This is a genomic window from Pseudomonas sp. FG6 (assembly GCF_057809015.1).
Map to the genome: position 1 here is coordinate 268254 of NZ_JBMDJD010000001.1, position 18750 is coordinate 287003.

An 18750-nucleotide genomic window follows, 5' to 3' on the forward strand; every position below is an offset into this window, starting at 1 on the left:
TGCAGGAACCACAGACCTGCATTCGATCACAATTGCCCACGGGTAAACAGATCGCCGGTATTCAAAAGATCACAGCCCGAGACCGGGCTGCGCTCTTTTCAATTCATCAGCCCAGCAACGTCGCCTCCAGGGTGATCTTGGCGTTGAGCACCTTGGACACCGGGCACCCTTGCTTGGCCTTGTCGCTCAGCGCCTGGAATTGCTCTTGGCTGGCACCGGGAATCTTCGCCTTGAGAATCAGCTTCACCGCCGTGATGGCGAAGCCGCCCTCGACCTGGTCCAGGGTCACTTCGGCCTGGGTGTCGATGCTGTCGGCCTTGAGCCCGGCGTCGCCCAGGATCATCGAAAACGCCATGGAAAAGCAGCCCGCATGTGCCGCGCCGATGAGTTCTTCCGGGTTGGTGCCCGGGCCCCCTTCAAAACGGGCCTTGAAGCCATAGGGCGCTTCGCGCAATACGCCGGTTTGCGTGGAGATGGAGCCGATACCGGTCTTCAGGTCACCTTCCCAGTGAGCCGATGCTTTCTTAATGATAGCCATGTCTGCCTCCTCAAGATCCGGCGCGAGGTTTCGCGCCAAGCTGTTTTCGTTGCTTGGGTTGTGAGGATAGACGGGTTGAGAAAGTTCACCCGTGCCGATTAGTCGACCAATTTAGTAGGAAATTTCGTTGCTGCTATTGAAACTCGGGTATATGCCCACATTGCATGGAGCACACCCTTAGAAACGGTCGGCTTTTGCCTGTGGGAAAAGCCCGGAACGCCGTTGGAGATCCTGGCCCATGAAACAGCTGTCCGAAGTGAAATTCTCAACCCTCGACCTGGTGCCCGTGCGCGCAGACGGCAACGCCGCGCGCTCCTTGCGCAACTCCCTGGACTTGGCGCAGCACGTGGAAAAATTCGGCTACACCCGCTTCTGGGTGGCCGAGCACCACAACATGGATGGCATCGCCAGTTCCGCGACGGCGGTGCTGCTGGCCTACCTGGCGGGGGGCACTTCGAGCATTCGCGTCGGATCCGGTGGGGTGATGTTGCCCAACCATGCGCCATTGGTCATCGCCGAGCAGTTTGGCACGCTGGAAAGCCTCTTCCCCGGACGGATCGACCTGGGGCTGGGGCGTGCGCCCGGTTCCGACCAGATGACTGCCCGGGCGCTGCGTCGTGAGCGCTCCGGCAGCGCCGACGATTTCCCCGAGGACGTGGCCGAACTGATGCGCTACCTCGGCCCTCGCACGCCCGACCAACGCATCATCGCCATGCCCGGCACCGGGACCCAGGTGCCGGTGTGGTTGTTGGGATCGAGCCTGTTCAGCGCGCAATTGGCCGGTGAGCGCGGTTTGCCCTACGCATTCGCTTCCCATTTCGCACCGCGCTACATGCACGAAGCCATCCGCGTCTACCGCAACCATTTCAAGCCGTCGGCCGTGCTCGACAAACCCTACGTGATGCTCGGCGTACCGCTGGTGGCCGCAGACACGGACGAACAGGCCGACTACCTGGCGACCTCGGTCTATCAACGGATCCTGGCGCTGATGCGCGGCCAGAGCCTGGTGCAGCGTCCACCGGTGGAAACCATGAACGGTCTGTGGCTGCCCCATGAAAAAGAAGCGGTGGGCGATTTCCTCGGTCTGGCCATGGTCGGTAGCCCGCAGAAGATTCGCGCCAAGCTGCAAGTGCTGATCGAGCAGACCCAGGCCGATGAGCTGATTTTCACCAGCGACCTGTACGAACATGCCGATCGCCTGCATTCCTATGAGTTGCTGGCGCAGGTCATGAAAGAAGGTTGAAGCACAGCCATGAAAAAGCCGACGCAAGGCGTCGGCTTTTTCATGCAAAAAAACATCACTTTTTGTAGACGATTTCCTTCGCGCCACCCTCACAGGTGCCAACGACTTTTCCGTCAGCCGCCGCGCCCTTATCGACGATCTCCAGCGAATAACCTGATACGCCCTTGGCATCCAGCTTCGCGGCAATTTCACCTTTCAGCTCTTCGCAGGGCTTACCAGCGGCAAACGCACCACCGGCCAGGCTCAACAAACCCAGGGCCACCATCAACTTCTTCATCACTCGCACTCCTTGGTCGGATAAAACAGGGCAGGGATCGGAAAGATCTGAGGGCATACCATAGCGCATCGCCACTCCTGTGGCACTGCGCCAGTGTACAAGTTCATCACCTTCAGCTATTGGCGATCCGAAAACCGACTTTAATGGTTACCTGAAAGTGCGCGGCCTTGCCGCCGGTGATGTGTCCGCGAGTTTCCGTGACTTCGAACCATTCCAGGTGCTTGAGGCTTTTGCTGGCTTCGGCCAGGGCATTGTTGATGGCGTCTTCGATGCTGGTGGGGGAGGAGCCGACCAGTTCGACTTTCTTGTAGGTGTGATGATCACTCATGCCGTTCTCCTTGGACTGTCATAGCTGCGTTGTCTTCACTGCATTGCCATAAAGAGCCTAGCAGCGATTTTTTTTGCCTTACGTGTGGCGCCATCCATACGGTGAAGTTCAGATTTACTGCACTTTCCCAAACGGCCGCAGTCCCAACTTTCACACGCACTCAACCACTGCAGGAGAGAGCCACCATGGCCAGTAATTCGTTACGCAAAGCCTCGTTGCAAAGCATGGAAGCGGAGATCGAGAGTCTGCTCAAGTCCTTGGAAAGTCTGAAGGACGATGCTTCGGACGAGTCGCGTAAGACCCTCAAGTCGCTCAAGGCCAATGCCGAAAATGCGCTGAAACATTCGCGGCATCTGCTCAGCGACGCCTATGAAGAGGTCAAGGTAAAAACCCGGGAAACCGGGATTGCCACGCGCGATTACGCACAGGAGCATCCCTGGACCACCGCCGGGGTCGCGGTAGGGGCCATCGGGTTGCTGGCCGCTTACCTGCTGTGCAAGCGCGGGGACTGAGTCGGCTGACTCAACTCATGCCTGAGCCATTGGGCCAGTTGCCGGGCGCGTCCATCCGCGGCGCGCTTGGGTAGCCACAGCGCCAGTCGCGCCGGGGTTTCATCGAAGCCCCATGGCGCGACGAGGCGTCCGGCACGCACGTCCTCGGCCACCAGCGGCTCGGGGGCGATGGCTACGCCCAGCCCCGCGACAGCGGCCTCCAGCAAATAATAAAGATGCTCGAAGCCCTGGCCGAACTTCAATGCCTGGGGCTCGAGGTCGTTTTGCCGTGCCCACGTCGGCCAGGCCTGGGGCCGGGAAGTGGTGTGCAGCAACGGCTCGTCCAGCAGCGCCCGGGCCGGTGCGCCTTTCAGGCGGGCGAAACCGGCGTAGTGCGGGCTCAACACGGGGCCGATCCGCTCGCCCACCAGTTCGTACACTTGCATGTCGGCCGGCCAAGGCGGCTCGGCGAACACCAGCAACGCGTCCAGCCCCGGGCGCCTGGGGTCCAGGTCGCCTTCGCCGGCGGACAAGTGCAGGCGCAAGTCCGGCAGGTCGGCATTGAGCCTGCCCAGGCGGGGAATGAACCAGCGCGCCAGCAAGCTGCCCGAACAGCCCAACACGAACGGAGCGTCCGCCGTGCTTTGCGTGAGCTCTGCGCAGACAGTGCGCAGGCGCTCGAAGGCGTCGGTGCAGCCATCGCGCAGGCGCAGGCCGGCATCTGTGAGTTTCAGGCCACGCCCCTCCTTGACGAACAAGCTCAGGCCCAGGTGCTCTTCCAGCACCTTCAACTGCCGGCTGACGGCGCCGTGGGTGACATGCAGCTGTTCAGCCGCCTGGCTTACGCTGTTCAGTCGGGCCGTGGCCTCGAAGGCGCGCAGGGCGTTGAGCGGGGGAAGGTCGTGGCGCATGGTATCTGTGAGTTTTCCTGACAGGTTGCGGCGATCTTATCGGTTTTCAGGCGTGGATGTCAGGGGTAGAGTGAACCTCATTGTCCTTCTACGCATTCGCCTGGAGCGCCCCGATGACCCAGTCCACCCCCTTCAACCTGCGCAGCGGTCCCGACGCCAACGGCCTGTTCGGCGCGTTCGGTGGTCGCTACGTGGCCGAAACCCTGATGCCGCTGATCCTTGACCTGGCCCGTGAATACGAAGCGGCCAAGGAAGATCCGGCGTTCCTCAAAGAACTGGCCTACTTCCAGCGTGACTACGTCGGACGCCCGAGCCCGCTTTACTTCGCCGAGCGCCTGACCGAGTACTGCGGTGGCGCCAAGATCTACCTCAAGCGCGAAGAGCTGAACCACACCGGCGCGCACAAGATCAACAATTGCATCGGCCAGATCCTGCTGGCGCGGCGCATGGGCAAGAAACGCATCATCGCCGAGACCGGCGCGGGCATGCACGGCGTCGCCACGGCCACCGTAGCGGCCCGTTTCGGCCTGGATTGCGTGATCTACATGGGCACCACCGACATCGAGCGCCAACAGGCCAACGTGTTCCGCATGAAGTTGCTGGGCGCTGAAGTCATTCCGGTGGTCGCCGGCACCGGCACCCTGAAAGACGCCATGAACGAAGCCCTGCGCGACTGGGTCACCAACGTCGACAACACGTTCTACCTGATCGGCACCGTGGCCGGCCCGCACCCGTACCCGGCGATGGTGCGCGACTTCCAGGCCGTAATCGGCAAGGAAACCCGCGAACAACTGCAAGCCCAGGAAGGCCGCCTGCCCGACAGCCTGGTGGCGTGTATCGGCGGCGGTTCTAACGCCATGGGCCTGTTCCACCCATTCCTGGATGACAAGAGCGTCGAGATCATCGGCGTCGAAGCCGCCGGCTACGGCATCGAGACCGGCAAGCACGCCGCGAGCCTGAACGGCGGCGTGCCGGGTGTATTGCACGGCAACCGCACCTTCCTGTTGCAGGACGAAGATGGCCAGATCATCGATGCCCACTCGATCTCCGCAGGCCTGGACTACCCGGGTATCGGCCCGGAACACGCCTGGTTGCATGATATCGGCCGCGTCCAATACACCTCGGTCACCGACGCCGAAGCCCTGGAAGCCTTCCACAAGTGCTGCCGCCTGGAAGGGATCATTCCTGCACTGGAAAGCGCCCACGCCCTGGCCGAAGTGTTCAAGCGCGCACCTAACCTGCCCAAGGATCACCTGATGGTGGTCAACCTGTCCGGTCGTGGCGACAAAGACATGCAAACCGTGATGCACCACATGGAACAATCCCAGCAGGAGAAACACTGATGAGCCGCCTGCAAACCCGTTTTGCCGAACTCAAGGAACAGAACCGCGCGGCGCTGGTGACGTTTGTCACCGCTGGCGACCCGGACTACGACACCTCGCTGGCGATCCTCAAGGGCCTGCCCGCAGCCGGTGCCGATGTGATCGAGCTGGGCATGCCGTTCACCGACCCGATGGCCGACGGCCCGGCGATCCAACTGGCGAACATCCGCGCCCTGGGCGGCCAGCAAAACCTGGCGAAAACCCTGCAGATGGTCCGCGAGTTCCGTAAGGACAATACCGCGACACCGCTGGTGCTCATGGGCTACTTCAACCCGATCCATCGCTACGGCGTGCAGCGTTTCATTGGCGAGGCGCTGGACGCGGGCGTCGATGGCCTGATCGTCGTGGACATGCCGCCCGAGCACAACAGCGAACTGTGCGAACCGGCCCAGGCTGCCGGCCTGGACTTCATCCGCCTGACCACGCCAACCACCGACGACGTGCGCCTGCCGACCGTGCTCAACGGCAGTTCCGGCTTTGTGTACTACGTGTCGGTGGCCGGTGTGACCGGCGCCGGCGCCGCGACGCTGGAGCACGTGGAAGAAGCCGTGGCACGCCTGCGTCGCCACACCGATTTGCCGATCAGCATCGGTTTCGGCATCCGCACCCCGGAACAAGCCGCCGCCATCGCCCGGTTGGCCGACGGCGTGGTGGTCGGCTCCGCGCTGATCGACCACATCGCCAGCGCCAACACCCCGCAACAGGCCATCGATGGGGTGTTGAGCCTGTGTGCTGCCCTGGCTGAAGGTGTGCGCACAGCGCGGGTCAGCTGAGCATTGAGTTAACCGGTGGAAACACAAAGGGGTTCGGAACCAGGTTCCGAACCCCTTTTTTTGTCGCGTTGTGGTGGGCAACACCTGTTAGTTCCTACAGGTGACGCAGGGGTGTCCAGGTTGTTAAATCAAGCTCACGAAGACGTTAATGCCTGCCCACTGTTTCATCCACCAAGGACATGGGAAATGGACATCAAACGATCGAGCTGCCTAGTGGCCTGGCTTTCTGTGCTTTACCTGTCGACTGTCCACGCCGATACGGCTACAGCCCCTGCCGTCGTACCCGAAAACGAAGTGCCCGCCGCCGTCCAGCCGCCAGAGGCGTCACCGGCGGTACAGACCACGGCCGAGGTGTGGAACAGAACCAAGGGCGCGATTATCGTCAGCCAGCCGGGCCAGGCCCAGCAGACGATCGAGCAAGCCCATCGCTATCAAAGCCAGAACTTCCCCGAAGTGCCCATCAATATCCGGATTCCCGACAACAGCCCTGTGAAGTTCATAACCGTTTCAGGGCAAAAAGGCACTTGCGGCGTGCCTGTGTGCATTTTTTTGCAATGAGCCCCTGAGCGGTCCTTGGACTCGTCGCCTCATGTTGCCCCTGAGGTTTGTGACGAGGGAGCTTGCTCCCGCTCGGCCGGGTCGACGCCTCGGGCGCAGCTGTCGTCAATCGGTCGATGCGGTTTTTCTGAAAAGGTGCGTCAACCTTTTTTGGGGCGGCTGCGCCACCCAGCGGGAGCAAGCTCCCTCGCCACGGGTTGCGTGGTGCGATGGCTAGCGTGGATCGACGTTATCCAGCACTCGGTTCGCCAGTAGCGCGCTGAGCTCGATCAGTTGCTGGATGCCGACGGTGAACCGTCATAAAAATCTTTAATTTTCTTCCCTGAGTGCAGGATTTTTTTAGTGCACCAAGAAAACTTTCATTTGATTCGGTTTGCGTTTTTTTTTCTTAACTCGCAGCACTCCGCTTAAAAATATCTCAGACTGAGGTGTACGTGAGCCGTGACGAGGAGCCCGTTCTCTCCAGGTTTCAGCTGTTTGGCAAGCTGTTACTTTTCCAGTTGCTGCGCCCTGAGTAAAGATTGTGTCGTCCTCTCGATGTAATCGAAAACCTCAGCCGGGACTGAGTACTGGTACTGCTTACGTCGGTGTTTCGAAACTGTCCCATTGTTCGTCAGGCACATCATCACGAGATTTGCCAGATCGCTACCGCGTACGTCATAAGCCTCGTTGACCGCTCGAACGATTTGGTCGTAGTTCTCAAGGAAGATGGTTTCTTCACGAAGCTCAACTTCAATTGCACGCTTCGCCATCTCCAAAGTGAAACGGACCCCAGGCGTCGCATCCCAAAAGCGGTAGATGGTGGAGTCGCCGATAAAATTGAATGTGAATTGGCCGTGATCAATCCATCGGACCTCCCAAAATTCTCGCGCCGGGCGGGAGAACTGCTCCAGGGTCTCTAGATACAATCGCTCCTCACGTTTCATTGCGACAGATACGGGCAAGAGCAGCCCGTTGTCCAGGGCGCCGGCACGGCACAAAGTTTGGTGGATCAGGAAGCGGGACAGACGGCCGTTCCCATCCATGAAAGGGTGAAGGAAGACGAAGCCAAACGAAATAATGCCAGCGGCTACCAGAGGATCAATACGTCCCGGCGCATCGTTACCCAGCACCATGAGCTGTTCCATCAACTCGCGGCAGAGGGCAGGGGCAGGAGGTACGTATGTGACCCCGGCCGCGCCTTGTAGTGGGCCCGCCAAATGGTTTTGCGCGTGGCGAAATGCAGCAGCCATGTCGAGTGGATTTGAAATGGTCGCATTCTGAAGATGGACCAGATAATCCTCGCTCAGGGGAATACGCTCATGAGCCTGTCGCAGCAGCTTAATGAATTTTCGCGCCTTGTCCTCGCTTGGTGATTCCTTCTCTATGGCAAACGAATCCTTGGTTTCGTGGAGGTACGCCCAATTGATGGTCTGATCCATCATGCCCGACGGCAAGTTTTGAATGAAATCCTGAGCGCGGGCCAGGATGTCGTATTCCAAGAGCGCGACAATCTCGGGGGTACGCTCAACGGTGGCGCAATACGCAAGCGATCCAATACCGTTGAACTCCACCCTCCAGCGGGAATTGCGCTCCCCGGGCATTGTTACGTAAAGCTGTGGGTCGAACAGCGGGATGAAAGCTCCACGCACCGGTGACGGCTGGCTCAGTTCTTCTCCGGTGAAGGCTTCACGTAGGAAGCAAGCTTTTCGGATGTATATACCGTTAGGCGCTCTTTTGAACTCAGCCTCCAGAGCCGCAGCTGGGATTTGTGGAAGCGCCTGGGCCAAAATGGCGAGATTGATGCCCTCATGTTTGAGCGCAAATAGCAGATGTCCCAGCAGATCATTCGGAGCGGGGGCTGTATTGGCTGGCACAGCCAAGGTTTCCCCGATCTGCTCAATTCGGGTTACGGGCTGTACCCGTGCCGGTCGGCGCAATGGGAAGCTTGAAAGACGTAGAGACTCCTGTAGCCAAGCGTATCCAGCAGAGTTCATGGCAAATCCTTAATTTTCTGTCCTGGGCATAGAGTTTTTCTTCAGTGCGCCAAGAAAATCTTGATTTGAGCCAATTATGCGGTTTTTTTCTTAACTGGCCAGTGTCCCTTTTGAGTGTTCAAGCCGAGTTGCGGATACCCCTTGGCAGAGAGGAGGTGGAAATAGAAAAGGCATATCTCTGATATGCCTTTTTCTATTGCCTTTGGATGCTAGCGTGGATCGACGTTATCCAACACCCGGTTCGCCAGTAGCGCGCTGAGCTCGATCAGTTGCTGGATACCGAGGGCGATGTGGCGGCGGGGGCCTTCCAGGTCGAAGGCCAGGTGGCTGATCATCGCGTCGGCGGATGCCAGGGTTTCGCTGAGGTTGGCCAGCAGGCATTCGTTGTCGGTGTTTTTGGCGACGGTGAAGAGTTGGTCGGGTGGCGCTTGCGCCTTTCGCGTACCGGGCCGCCAAGCCCGACCACTGATGGGCAGTGACAGGGAAACGATAGAACCCACGGGCAAGGCGCACAAGCGGGCGGATTCTGGCGTAGTTGTAGGCAAAGGCGCAAGGATGCGTAGCTTGATAGAAGCGTGACGGAGGGAGAATAAACAAGGCATTCGCAACGCCCTGGATTCGTGGCGAGGGGGCTTGCTCCCGCTCGGTGGCGCCGCGGCTTTTCTGTAGGAATGCGTCAGCCTTTTTGGGGGCGGCTGCGCCACCCAGCGGGAGCAAGCTCCCTCGCCACGGGATTGCGTTCCGTAACAAGCCCAGTGGCGTTCGCTCATTTATCCCTCGTCCAGATCATCCTCATCGAGCAGACCTTGGACGAAACGGAGAAAATTCGAGCAGATGATTTTTTCGGATTTTTCCTGGTTTTCTTCGGGCGTCAGATCGCTATCGAAGTTATCCGTGGTGAAATAACTAACGGCCCCGGTATCGAGGTTCAGGCAAAAGAAATTGCCGCCCCAGTCGTTTGCGAACGGTAGCAGATGTGCAGGAAGAACTTGTTTGTTCAGCATCACGGGATCAAACACGACGTAATCACGATGAATGATCGCACCCTGTTCCAAATTCACTTCGCCCCACTGGCTTGAGCCTTCATCGAAACCCCGTGCGCGAAATTGGATCTGGCTGTGGGAGAGCAAGAGGTCCACCACTTGGCGTTCTTTTTCACCAGTAGCTCCTGTCAACATCGTGCTTGATTAGGTCTCAGAAGGGCTTTTCACAGTGATCTGCATGACTAGCTCGTGAGAAGTCAGGCCCGTAGACCGCAAGTCAGGCCTTTTTTTCCAAGTAAAATTTCAGGTATTTCTTGGGTCTTTCTTGAAAGGCTCGGGCCTTGCCGAAGCTGTAGGCATCGTCAAAGTATCTATAAGCCTGCGCCTGGTCTCCCAGCTCAAAATAGACCATTCCCAAGTTAATCAGCGGCCCTGTATCGATATCCGATTCCCGACCATCCAAGGTTTTTTGTGCCCAATCTTTAGCAGCTTCAAAATTCCCATTGTCGAAATGCAGGTTGAAAAAAGAACCCGTAATCCATGATGACAAGGGTGTCCATTCCAGCTTCGGCTCAGGAAGCAAGTCCCAAGCTTTCTGGTACAGAGCCTGAGCTTCATTTACCTGTTTTTGCTCATCGAGTTCGTTGCCCGACGCCATGATGCGCATTATTTCATCTGCCAGCGCCGGTTTTTCGTCTGCTAAATCTTTCATATCAGGTTCCCTTGCTAGTAAACGGGTTTTTCTGCGGGGCCAATAAAGTCGCCGGGATCCCTATATCGATCCGTAAGAAGCGCGCCTTTGGACCGGTTATGGGAATAATATTCCAGCTCATAATTATCAGGGTCACGCATCCATCCCCTCACTTCTTTGGTTTTAGCCCCATGGAAGCCGCCTTTTGAGTTCCAGTATTTAACGGCATCAGTTTTATGAGCCATATCAGCATCTTTGATCGAATACCATTTTTTGTCGGTACTCTGGAATCTCATATTTTTCCCCGTACCGATGATTTTGCCTTCGGCTCTCATCCGCGCGATCACCGCTTTGCCGGTGCGGCTGCTCTTCCCTGGGGTTCTGCCTACAGAATTCAGGCGACAAGATAGACCCAATGGATCGATCCAACCAAAGGGGTTGGAAGCGTAGGCATAAAAATTCAGACCGCCATTCAACCCAATCGGATCCGGCGTAGTAAACCGCCCCACATCCGGATCATAAAACCTGAACGTATTGAAATGCAGCCCCGTCTCCCTATCCAGGTACTGCCCCTGGAACCGCAGGTTCTGCTCTTCGATGTAATACGCTTCGCGCACTTCTTCCAGCGTGTTGCCCCACACCCGATACGTTGCCTGCCAGACATTGTGGCCGTCGGCTTCGGTGAGTTGCTCCGGCAGGCCGTTGAGGTCGTTGTGGTAGTAGCGGATTTTTTGCAGTGGGCCGCTGCCGTCGACGCGGGCCAGGGGTTCGTAGCCGTCGTCTTCGTAGAGGTAGAGGCTGGTTTGCTGGTGGCGATGTTCCTGTAGCAGGCGCAGGCCGTCCCAGGTGAAACGGGTTTCGCCCAGCGGGTAACCCGTGCTGTCGTGTTCGGTCTTGACGATGCGTCGGCCCAGCGGGTCGTAGGCCATTTTGACCACGCTGCCGTTGTCGTTGCGCACTTCGATCAAGCGGCTTTCGGCGTCGTAGGCGAAGCGTTGCAGGCCGAGTTTGGCGCTGCGTTTTTCGATCATTCGGCCAAAGGCGTCGTAGCGGTAGCGCTTGTCCTGGTAGGTCAGCAGTTTGTTATGCACCACCCGCCCGGCGCCGGTTTGTGGGCCGTCCAACAGGTTGGCGGCGGCGTCGTAGGCGAAGGTTTCGCGCTGGCCGTGCAGGCTGTCCTGGCTGGCGATGATGCGGCCGGTGGCGTCGTAGTGCAGCAACTGGCGCTGTTGTGCGGCGGGTTGCTGGTCGAGTTTGCCGATGAGGTGGTCGGCGGGGTCGTACTCGAAGTGTTTCTGCACCGATGCCGGCAGCAACGAGGGTTGGTTGCTGTGGCGGCGTTGCCGGGCGCGCAGGCGGCCGCTGCGGTCGTATTCGCTGCGGGTGCTGATCTGCCCTTGGGTGCGCAGCACTTCGCGGTGCAGGCGATCGCGTTCGAAGTCGCTGATAACCTGGCCGTCGAGGTTGATCTGGTGCAGGTGGCCGCTGCCGTAGTACAGGCGGTTGACCCAGCGGCCATCGGGCAGTTGGGTCTGGATCAGGTTGCCGAGTTCGTCGTAGTGGTGCTGCAGGCTCCCGGCGGCGCTGTTTTCGGCGAGCAGCTGGCCGAGGGCGTTGTAGGCGAAGCTCAGGCTGTGCGCGTTGCCCTGCACGTCGGTGAAGGTGACGGCGGTAAGTTGGTCCAGCGGGTCGTAGGTGTACTCGGTGCGGCCATCGTCAGTGACTTTGGCGACGAGCCGCCCCACGGCGTCGCGCTCCAGACGATGGACGATGGGAGCTGGCGGCGCTTCGGGAACGAGCGCCAGGCCGCTGCCGTAAGGCGCTGGAACGGCGGTCACGGCGGCGACGTTATCCAGCGGGTCATAGGCGTAGCGCTTGGCGCTGCCATCGAGGTCCTGTTGTTCGGTCAACCGGTCCCCACTGTCCCAGGCAAACCGATAGCTTTCCCCGTTCTCATTGGTCAGCGCTTGCAGCCGCCCGTAGCGGTCATAGGTGAACTGCACCTGCCGGCCCTGGGCGTCGGTGCGTTGACGGACCTGGCCGCGGCGGTTGTGTTGGTAGCGCGTGGTGTGCCCGGCCGGGTCGGTGTAGCCGGTGAGCTGGCCGGCGATGTCGCGTTGGTAGTGTTCGGTGCGGCCGTCCGGCAACTGGCTGGCGAGCAAGCGGCCTTGGGCGTCGTAGTGCAATTGGGTGCGCTCGCCGAGGGCGTCGGTGATGGTTTGCAGATTGCCGCGCGGGTCATAGCTGAAGCGCGTCGGGTAACCCGAGCAATCGATGTGTTCCACCAATTGGCCGAACGGGTTCCAGCGCAGGGTTTTGCTTTTGCCGGTGGCGTCGATGACTTCCACGACCTGGCCGTGGGCGTCGTAGCGGTAGCGGGTGATGTGGCCCAGCGGGTCGGTTTCGGCGATGCAGTTGCCGCGCGAGTCGTAGCGATAGGTCCAGCTATTACCGGCGGCATCTGTGTCGACGAGCGGCAGGGCCCAGTGTTCGAGCCATAACGTCGATTCACTGCGGCCCAACGGGTCGGTTTCGCCGATCAGGTTGCCCGCCTCGTCGTAGCTGTAGGCGTAGCGCCCACCCTGGGGATCGGTGGCGCCGAGCAGTTGGCGTTCGTCGTTCCATTCGAACAGCCAGGTTTGGCCGAGGTTGTCGGTGAAGCGGGTGATCTGGTGCTGGCTGTTCCACTTCCGGATGCTGACCCGTTGCAGGCTGTCAGTGATGCGGGTGATGCCAGCCTTGAGGTCATAGTCGAACTGGTAGGCGTCGCCTTCGTCGGTCCAGTGGCGGACCACGCGCCATTCTCGATCCTCGATCAGGGCCCACTCATAGAAACAGTGCAGGCCGGTGGGCAACTGGTGCTCGACCATGCGTCGGCCCGCGTCGTAGACAAAGCGCCGTTGCACCTGGCCGTTGGCATCGCGCACTTCGGCCAGATTGCCTACGGCGTCGTAGGCGTAGCTGATCAGCGCCTCGCGCGATTGATCGGGGTAGAGGCGTTCCAGGCGCGTGACACGCTCGCCTTCGCGAATCAGCTCGACCTGCACCAGGTCGAAGGTGTCGCGCAGCCGCACCAGCCGTCCTGCGTCGTCGTAGCCGAGGTGGATGCGGTTGTCGTTGCGGTCGCCGAGTTGGCTCAGGCGCAGCCGCGACGTGTTCCCTGGCGTCGCGTCGAACAAGCGGTACAGGCCGTCGTCGCTTTCGATCAGCAATTGCCCGTTCGCATGGCGGTGCACGGCCAGGCCTTCGCCGGGGCTGAACACCGCACCGCCCAAGGGGATCGCGCCCATGTCGATGGGCCGGCCCTGTTCATCGGTGTATTGCAGTGTTTCGCCGCCGTCCGGGTGCGGGAGGATGTCCACGCAGACTTCGTAGGCCACGCTCCAACCGGCGCCGAACAGGGTGTCGCGGCGTTCGTCGCGGCTGTTGTAGACGCGTTGCCAGTCGATCGGCAGGATGCCGGGCAGCACGAAGTCCAGCTCTTCCACGCCCCCCAGCACCTTGGCGCCCGTGGCGGCATGCACCGGGTTCGACGAGCCCATGGCCGCGTTGGCCGCCGCGCCCATGGCGCTGCTGACCGCCATCGATGCCGCGCCGCCGACCAGCATGCACGGCAGTTTGCTGAAAAACTTGCCCTTGCTCCCCTTGAGCATCAGCAGCGCGGTGACTGCTAGCCCCACGCCTGGGGTCTTGCCGCTGCGGATCTCGCGCACCACCACCGAACCGCCGCCAATGGTCACATTGGGCGAGATCAGCCCGGACGACACGACCTTGGCATCGCAGGTGCTGCGGTCGCCGCTGCGCACGGCGGGCTGGCCGTTGATGGTGACTTTGTCCGAGCCTTCGGCCAAAAACTGCGGCGGCATCGGCGGGTGTTTCATGCAGATAACCATGTCCAGCGGCTTGGGCACGGCGCCGGGAGCGGGGGTGGCGACGGTGGGGCGCCACATCTGCGAGAAGAAGTTCTCGGCCATGTCCAGGTAGCTGGGTTCGGCTTCTGGCTCGGGTGCCTCAAGCTCGGTGCCGGCTGGCGCGACATGGGATTGAATCGCCCCGGCGGCACGGGCCGCGGGAATACTGTTGGTCAGGGTGTTGGTGGAGCCGGTGAGGATGTTGGCCTGCACCGTGGGTGGAAAGAGCGCGTTGCCGATGCCTTCGCACATGTCACTCAGGCCCTTGTCGGCCCCGGTCTTGCTCATGGCGATGCCGACCACCGCACCGACCACGGCGCCGAGCAGAAAACAACCGAGCCCACCGGTGGCGACGGTGATGCCCGTGGCGGCTACCACGGCGGCGGTGGCCAGGGCCGTGATGGCGATGTTCGCCGCTACCTCAAGCACGCCGCCGAGGATGTCGGCCATCATCGAGGTGTGTTCCAGCGCGTCGCCCAGGCGAGCGGCCCAGAGTGCGTCAGCCATGCCGGCTGCTCATGCAAACGGCTGCATGCTTACGTGATGCGATGCCTTCCATTGGCTTTTTTCCTGGTCGGTTACGGCATGCTCATCAAGGCCATCCTCAGGCGCTTGATCAGTTTCGGGGTGTCGAGGCAATCGGCCGGACGTTTGTTGCCCAGGGCGGGCACGGTTTGTTCCAGCCACCACAGGCCTTCCTTGAGCCCTCTTTTGCCGTAGAGCACCACAGCCATGTCGAGGTGATCGTTCATGGCTTTGGCCAGCGTGCGGGCGTTGTCGTCGAGGTAGTCCTCTTCGTACAGCCGCACGAACGTCTGCCAGTCGGTGTCGCCAACGTACTCGTCTTCCAATCCCATTTTAAAAACCTGCAAAGGAAATCAAGTTGCTGCCGGTCGGGTTTCGCGCCGACGGCGCCAGAATCCCATCATAGCCGTTAGCTTTGGCCCATTCGCCGATTTGATGGGTTTGAGTGTATTTGTTGCCGGTGATGCTCTTGAGGGAGACCCCCAATTGCTTGCGTACATCGGCGCGGGTCAGATCCAGGACATTGTTGAGCTGTACTTTCTTGCTCACCAGCACCCGTGTGGAGAGGTCCACGCCCCAGTGATTGACTTCGCCCATGGCGGTCTTGCGTGAGTTGGCGCCATAGACACCGCCCAGACCCGGGGCGGTGTAGCGGTGCCGGGCTGCAACGTTCCACTTGTGGGCCGTCCACGTCGTGCTGATGCGCCCAGGCTCTTCAAAGCGATAGACCGTTCGGTTGACCTTGCGACCCTTGGGCGGCGTCGAGCATTTCATCAGTCCTGACGGGTCGATCCAGCTGATCGGGTTTGGCGCGTACTGGTAGAGGTTCAGGCCTCCCGCCAGGCCGATGGGGTCCGGCGTGGTGAAGCGGCCAATGTCCGGGTCGTAGAAGCGCAGGGTGTTGTAGTGCAGCCCGGTTTCGCGGTCCAGGTATTGACCCTGGAAACGTAGGTTCTGCTCTTCGATGTAATAGGGTTCGCGCAACTCTTCGGCGGTGTTGCCCCACACCTGGTGACGGGCGCGCCAAAGTGTATGGCCATCGGCTTCCGAGAGTTGTTCGGGCTGGCCATTGGAGTCGTTGTGGTAATAACGGACCTTCTGCTGCTCGCCCAGACCGTCGACTCGCGCCAGGGGTTCGTGGCTGTCGTCGGCATAGATGTAGAGGCTTGTCCGGTTATCGCGGTGTTCCTGCAGCAACTGCAGCGCATCCCAGGTGAAACGGGTGCGGCCGAGCAAGGTGCCGTGGCGGTCGTATTCGGTTTTCTCGATGCGTCGACCCAGCGGGTCGTAGGTCATTTTCAGGACCGAACCGTTATCGTTGCGGACCTCCACCAAGCGTTGTTCGGCGTCGTAGCGAAAACGCTGGACGCCACGTCGGGCACTGCGTTTTTCCACCATGCGGCCAAAACCGTCGTAGCGGTAGCGCTTGTCCTGGTAGGTCAACAGACGGTTATGCGCGACCCGCTCTGCACCGGCCGACAGCCCGTCGAGCAGGTTGGCGGCTGGGTCATAGGCAAAGCCTTCACGCTGGCCCTGGAGGTTGTCCTGGCTGGCGAGGATGCGGCCGGTGGCGTCGTAGTGCAGCAACTGGCGATGGGGGGTATCGGGTTGGCTGTCGAAGCGTTCCACTAACTGGTCGCTGGCATCATAGCCAAACAGCGATTGCGCCGCGCAGGGCAGCAATGTGGATTGGTCTTGCTGCCGACGCTGGCGGGCGCGCAGTCGGCCGCTGCGGTCGTACTCGCTGCGGGTGCTCAGGCGCCCTTGGGTACGCAGCACTTCGCGGTGCAGACGGTCGCGTTCGAAATCGCTGATGACCTGGCCGTCGAGGTTGATCTGGTGCAGGTGGCCGCTGCCGTAGTGCAGGCGATTCAGCCAACGGCCATCGGGAAGCAGCGTCTGGGTCAGGTTGCCCAATTCGTCGTAGCGATGTTCGAGGGACCCGGCCCAACTCTGTTCGCTAATCAGTTGCCCCAAGGGGTCGTAGTCGAACCCCACGGTTTGCGTTTCGCCGGTCTGGCTGGTGAAGGTGATAGCGTTGACTTGGTCTAGCGCGTCATAGCGGTACTCGGTACGGCCGTCTTCGGTGATTTTTGCCACCAGCCGTCCCATCGCATCGCGCTCCAGTTCATGAATGATGGGGGCTTGCGGTGAGAGGTCCAGGGTGGTGCTGCCGGGCACCGCGAGGGCTTCTACGCGGGTGACGTTGTCCAGAGGGTCGTAGGCGTAGCGCTTGAGGCTGCCGTCCAGGCTGTGTTGTGCGGTCAAGCGGTCGGCGGCGTCCCAGGTAAATCGGTAGCACTCGCCGTTCTCGTTGGTCAGGGTTAGTAGGCGCCCGTAGTTGTCGTAGCTCAATTCCACCCGGCGGCCATGGGCGTCGGTGCGTACCTGCAATTGACCGTTTGGGGCGTGCTGGAAATTCGTCGCGTGTCCGGCTGGGTCGCTATAGGCGATCAACTGTCCGCTCGCATCGCGATGGTAGTGCTCGGTGCGCCCGTCCGGCAGTTGCTTGCTAATCAACCGGCCTTGATCGTCGTAGCTGAAAAGCGTCCGCTCCCCCAGCGCATCGGTGCTGCTGAGCAGCAGTCCCCGCTCGCTGTAGCTCAAGCGGGTGGTGTAGCCCGAGCAGTCAGTGTGTTCGCTGAGTTGACCCAGGGGTGTCCAGCGCAATGTCTTGCTTTTGCCGGTGGCGTCAATGACCTCCACGACTTGGCCGTGAGCATCATGGCGGTAGCGGGTGACGTGGCCCACCGGGTCGGTTTCGCGAATGCGATTGCCCCGTGAGTCATAGCGGTACTGCCAGGTATTGCCTGCAGCATCGGTTTCAGCCAGGGGCAGGGCCCAGTGCTCGAGCCACAGTGTTGATTCGCTGCGCCCCAACGGGTCGCGGGTTTCGCAGAGGTTGCCCGCTTCGTCATAGCTGAACTGATGCTCCCCGCCGTTGGGGGCGGTCGCCTTTAGTAACTGGCTTTCGTCATTCCACTGGAAGGCCCAGGTGCGGCCCAGCGCGTCGGTGGATTCGGTGATCTGATAACGGGCATCCCAGAGGCGGGTGCTGATGCGATTCAAACCGTCGGTGATGCGCGTGGTGCCGGCTACCAGGTCGTAGTCGAAGGTGTAGGCGTCGCCGGCGTCGGTCCAATGACGAACCACTCGCCATTCCAGGTTTTCAACCAACGCCCATTCATAGAAACAGCGAAGCCCGGTGGGCAGTTGGTGTTCCACCATTCGCCGTCCGGCATCGTAGGCGTAGCGACGTTTCACCTGGCCGTTGGACTGACGAACCTGCGCCAGGTTGCCCTGGCTGTCGTAGTCATAGTGCACCAGCACTTCCCGACGTTGACCCGCATAGAGGCGGTCGATCCGGCTGGCTCGTTGCGGCCAGCGCTCGTCATACGCCACCGCGATACGGGTCAGGTCGAAGGTGTCGCGAAGTTGCGCCAGGCGTCCGGTGTCGTCGTAGTCCAGGTGGATGCGGTTGTCGTTGCGGTCGCCGAGTTGGCTCAGGCGCAGCAGCGAGGCGTTGGCGGGCGCGGGTGCGAACAGCCGGTACAAGCCGTCTGCGCTCTCGATCAGCAGTTCGCCGTTGGCATGGCGCCGCACGCTGAGGCCCTCACCGGCGCTGAACACGGCACCGCCCAGGGAAATCGAGCCCATGTCGATACGCCGGCCTTGTTCATCGGTGTAGACCAGCGTCTCGCCCCCTTCTGGGTGAGGCAGGATTTCGACGCGTACCTCATGGGGCACGCTCCAACCGGCCCCGAACATCCCGTCATGGCGTTCGTCACGGCTGTTATAGAAGCGCTGCCAGTCGATCGGCAGGATGCCGGGCAGGACGAAGTCTATCTCCTCGACATCGCCCAGTACCTTGGCCCCGGTGGCGGCATGAACGGGGTTCGACGAGCCCATGGCGGCGTTGGCCGCCGCGCCCATCGCGCTGCTGACGGCCATGGATGCCGCGCCGCCCACCAGCATGCAGGGTAGGTTACTGAGGAACTTGCCCTTGCCGCCCTTGAGCATCAGCAGCGCGGTGACTGCCAGCCCCACGCCTGGGGTCTTGCCGCTGCGGATCTCGCGCACCACCACCGAACCGCCGCCAATGGTCACGTTGGGCGAGATCAGCCCGGACGACACGACCTTGGCATCGCAGGTGCTGCGGTCGC

Annotated in this window: 16 protein-coding genes and 1 pseudogene; 5 read left to right on the plus strand and 12 right to left on the minus strand. The window is 60.8% G+C overall.

The window, feature by feature from the left end; all coding sequences use genetic code 11:
- Positions 1-106 precede the first annotated feature (106 nt).
- Entirely contained in the window at positions 107-538 is a 432-nt protein-coding gene (locus tag ACODSJ_RS01195; RefSeq protein WP_489099980.1) for an OsmC family protein, read from the minus strand.
- A gap of 238 nt (positions 539-776) precedes the next feature.
- On the opposite strand from ACODSJ_RS01195, the gene ACODSJ_RS01200 reads away from it, so the two are divergent.
- Entirely contained in the window at positions 777-1781 is a 1005-nt protein-coding gene (locus ACODSJ_RS01200; RefSeq protein WP_489099981.1) for an LLM class flavin-dependent oxidoreductase, read from the plus strand.
- Positions 1782-1836: 55 nt separating this feature from the next.
- Here the strand turns inward: ACODSJ_RS01200 and ACODSJ_RS01205 are convergent, their stop codons facing one another.
- Both ACODSJ_RS01205 and ACODSJ_RS01210 read right to left on the minus strand, forming a co-directional pair.
- Positions 1837-2058 (minus strand): DUF1161 domain-containing protein, encoded by a 222-nt coding sequence (locus ACODSJ_RS01205; RefSeq protein WP_489099982.1) that lies wholly within the window; start codon positions 2056-2058, stop codon positions 1837-1839.
- A 112-nt stretch (positions 2059-2170) separates the two neighbouring features.
- The gene (locus tag ACODSJ_RS01210; RefSeq protein ID WP_489099983.1) at positions 2171-2386 is read right to left on the minus strand and encodes a dodecin; all 216 of its coding nucleotides are present in this window, start codon (positions 2384-2386) and stop codon (positions 2171-2173) included.
- 185 nt (positions 2387-2571) lie between these two features.
- On the opposite strand from ACODSJ_RS01210, the gene ACODSJ_RS01215 reads away from it, so the two are divergent.
- On the plus strand, positions 2572-2898 hold the full coding sequence (locus ACODSJ_RS01215; RefSeq protein WP_489099984.1) for an ElaB/YgaM/YqjD family protein: 327 nt from the start codon (positions 2572-2574) through the stop codon (positions 2896-2898).
- Here ACODSJ_RS01215 and ACODSJ_RS01220 read toward each other — a convergent pair.
- Entirely contained in the window at positions 2871-3788 is a 918-nt protein-coding gene (locus tag ACODSJ_RS01220) for a LysR family transcriptional regulator (protein ID WP_489099985.1), read from the minus strand. The genes ACODSJ_RS01215 and ACODSJ_RS01220 overlap by 28 nt on opposite strands.
- A 113-nt stretch (positions 3789-3901) precedes the next feature.
- On the opposite strand from ACODSJ_RS01220, the gene trpB reads away from it, so the two are divergent.
- From trpB to ACODSJ_RS01235, 3 genes are all read left to right on the plus strand, one after another.
- Positions 3902-5131, plus strand: coding sequence for a tryptophan synthase subunit beta (gene trpB, locus ACODSJ_RS01225; RefSeq protein WP_489099986.1), 1230 nt, complete (start codon positions 3902-3904; stop codon positions 5129-5131).
- A complete protein-coding gene (gene trpA / locus ACODSJ_RS01230) occupies positions 5131-5943 on the plus strand; it encodes a tryptophan synthase subunit alpha (protein WP_489099987.1) in 813 nt (270 codons plus the stop codon). Before trpB ends, trpA begins: the two co-directional genes overlap by 1 nt.
- Before the next feature lie 186 nt (positions 5944-6129).
- Positions 6130-6501, plus strand: a complete 372-nt coding sequence (locus ACODSJ_RS01235; RefSeq protein WP_489099988.1) for a hypothetical protein — start codon at positions 6130-6132, stop codon at positions 6499-6501.
- A gap of 213 nt (positions 6502-6714) precedes the next feature.
- Here the strand turns inward: ACODSJ_RS01235 and ACODSJ_RS01240 are convergent.
- The 8 genes and pseudogenes from ACODSJ_RS01240 to ACODSJ_RS01275 form a co-directional block, all read right to left on the minus strand.
- Positions 6715-6789: pseudogene (locus ACODSJ_RS01240) on the minus strand (DUF6124 family protein); the annotation flags it as partial.
- Positions 6790-6989: 200 nt separating this feature from the next.
- Positions 6990-8477: a Fic family protein gene (locus ACODSJ_RS01245; RefSeq protein WP_489099989.1), complete on the minus strand. Its 1488-nt coding sequence runs from the start codon at positions 8475-8477 to the stop codon at positions 6990-6992.
- Positions 8478-8686: 209 nt separating this feature from the next.
- Positions 8687-8959, minus strand: coding sequence for a DUF6124 family protein (locus ACODSJ_RS01250; protein WP_489100005.1), 273 nt, complete (start codon positions 8957-8959; stop codon positions 8687-8689).
- 288 nt (positions 8960-9247) lie between these two features.
- On the minus strand, positions 9248-9655 hold the full coding sequence (comJ, locus tag ACODSJ_RS01255) for a competence protein ComJ (RefSeq protein WP_489099990.1): 408 nt from the start codon (positions 9653-9655) through the stop codon (positions 9248-9250).
- Positions 9656-9737: 82 nt separating this feature from the next.
- A complete protein-coding gene (locus ACODSJ_RS01260) occupies positions 9738-10172 on the minus strand; it encodes a hypothetical protein (protein ID WP_489099991.1) in 435 nt (144 codons plus the stop codon).
- A gap of 14 nt (positions 10173-10186) precedes the next feature.
- A complete protein-coding gene (locus ACODSJ_RS01265; protein ID WP_489099992.1) occupies positions 10187-14569 on the minus strand; it encodes an RHS repeat-associated core domain-containing protein in 4383 nt (1460 codons plus the stop codon).
- A 71-nt stretch (positions 14570-14640) separates the two neighbouring features.
- Positions 14641-14919 (minus strand): hypothetical protein, encoded by a 279-nt coding sequence (locus ACODSJ_RS01270; RefSeq protein ID WP_489099993.1) that lies wholly within the window; start codon positions 14917-14919, stop codon positions 14641-14643.
- A 1-nt stretch (position 14920) separates the two neighbouring features.
- On the minus strand, positions 14921-18750 hold a 3830-nt coding region (locus ACODSJ_RS01275; protein ID WP_489099994.1), incomplete at its 5' end, for an RHS repeat-associated core domain-containing protein.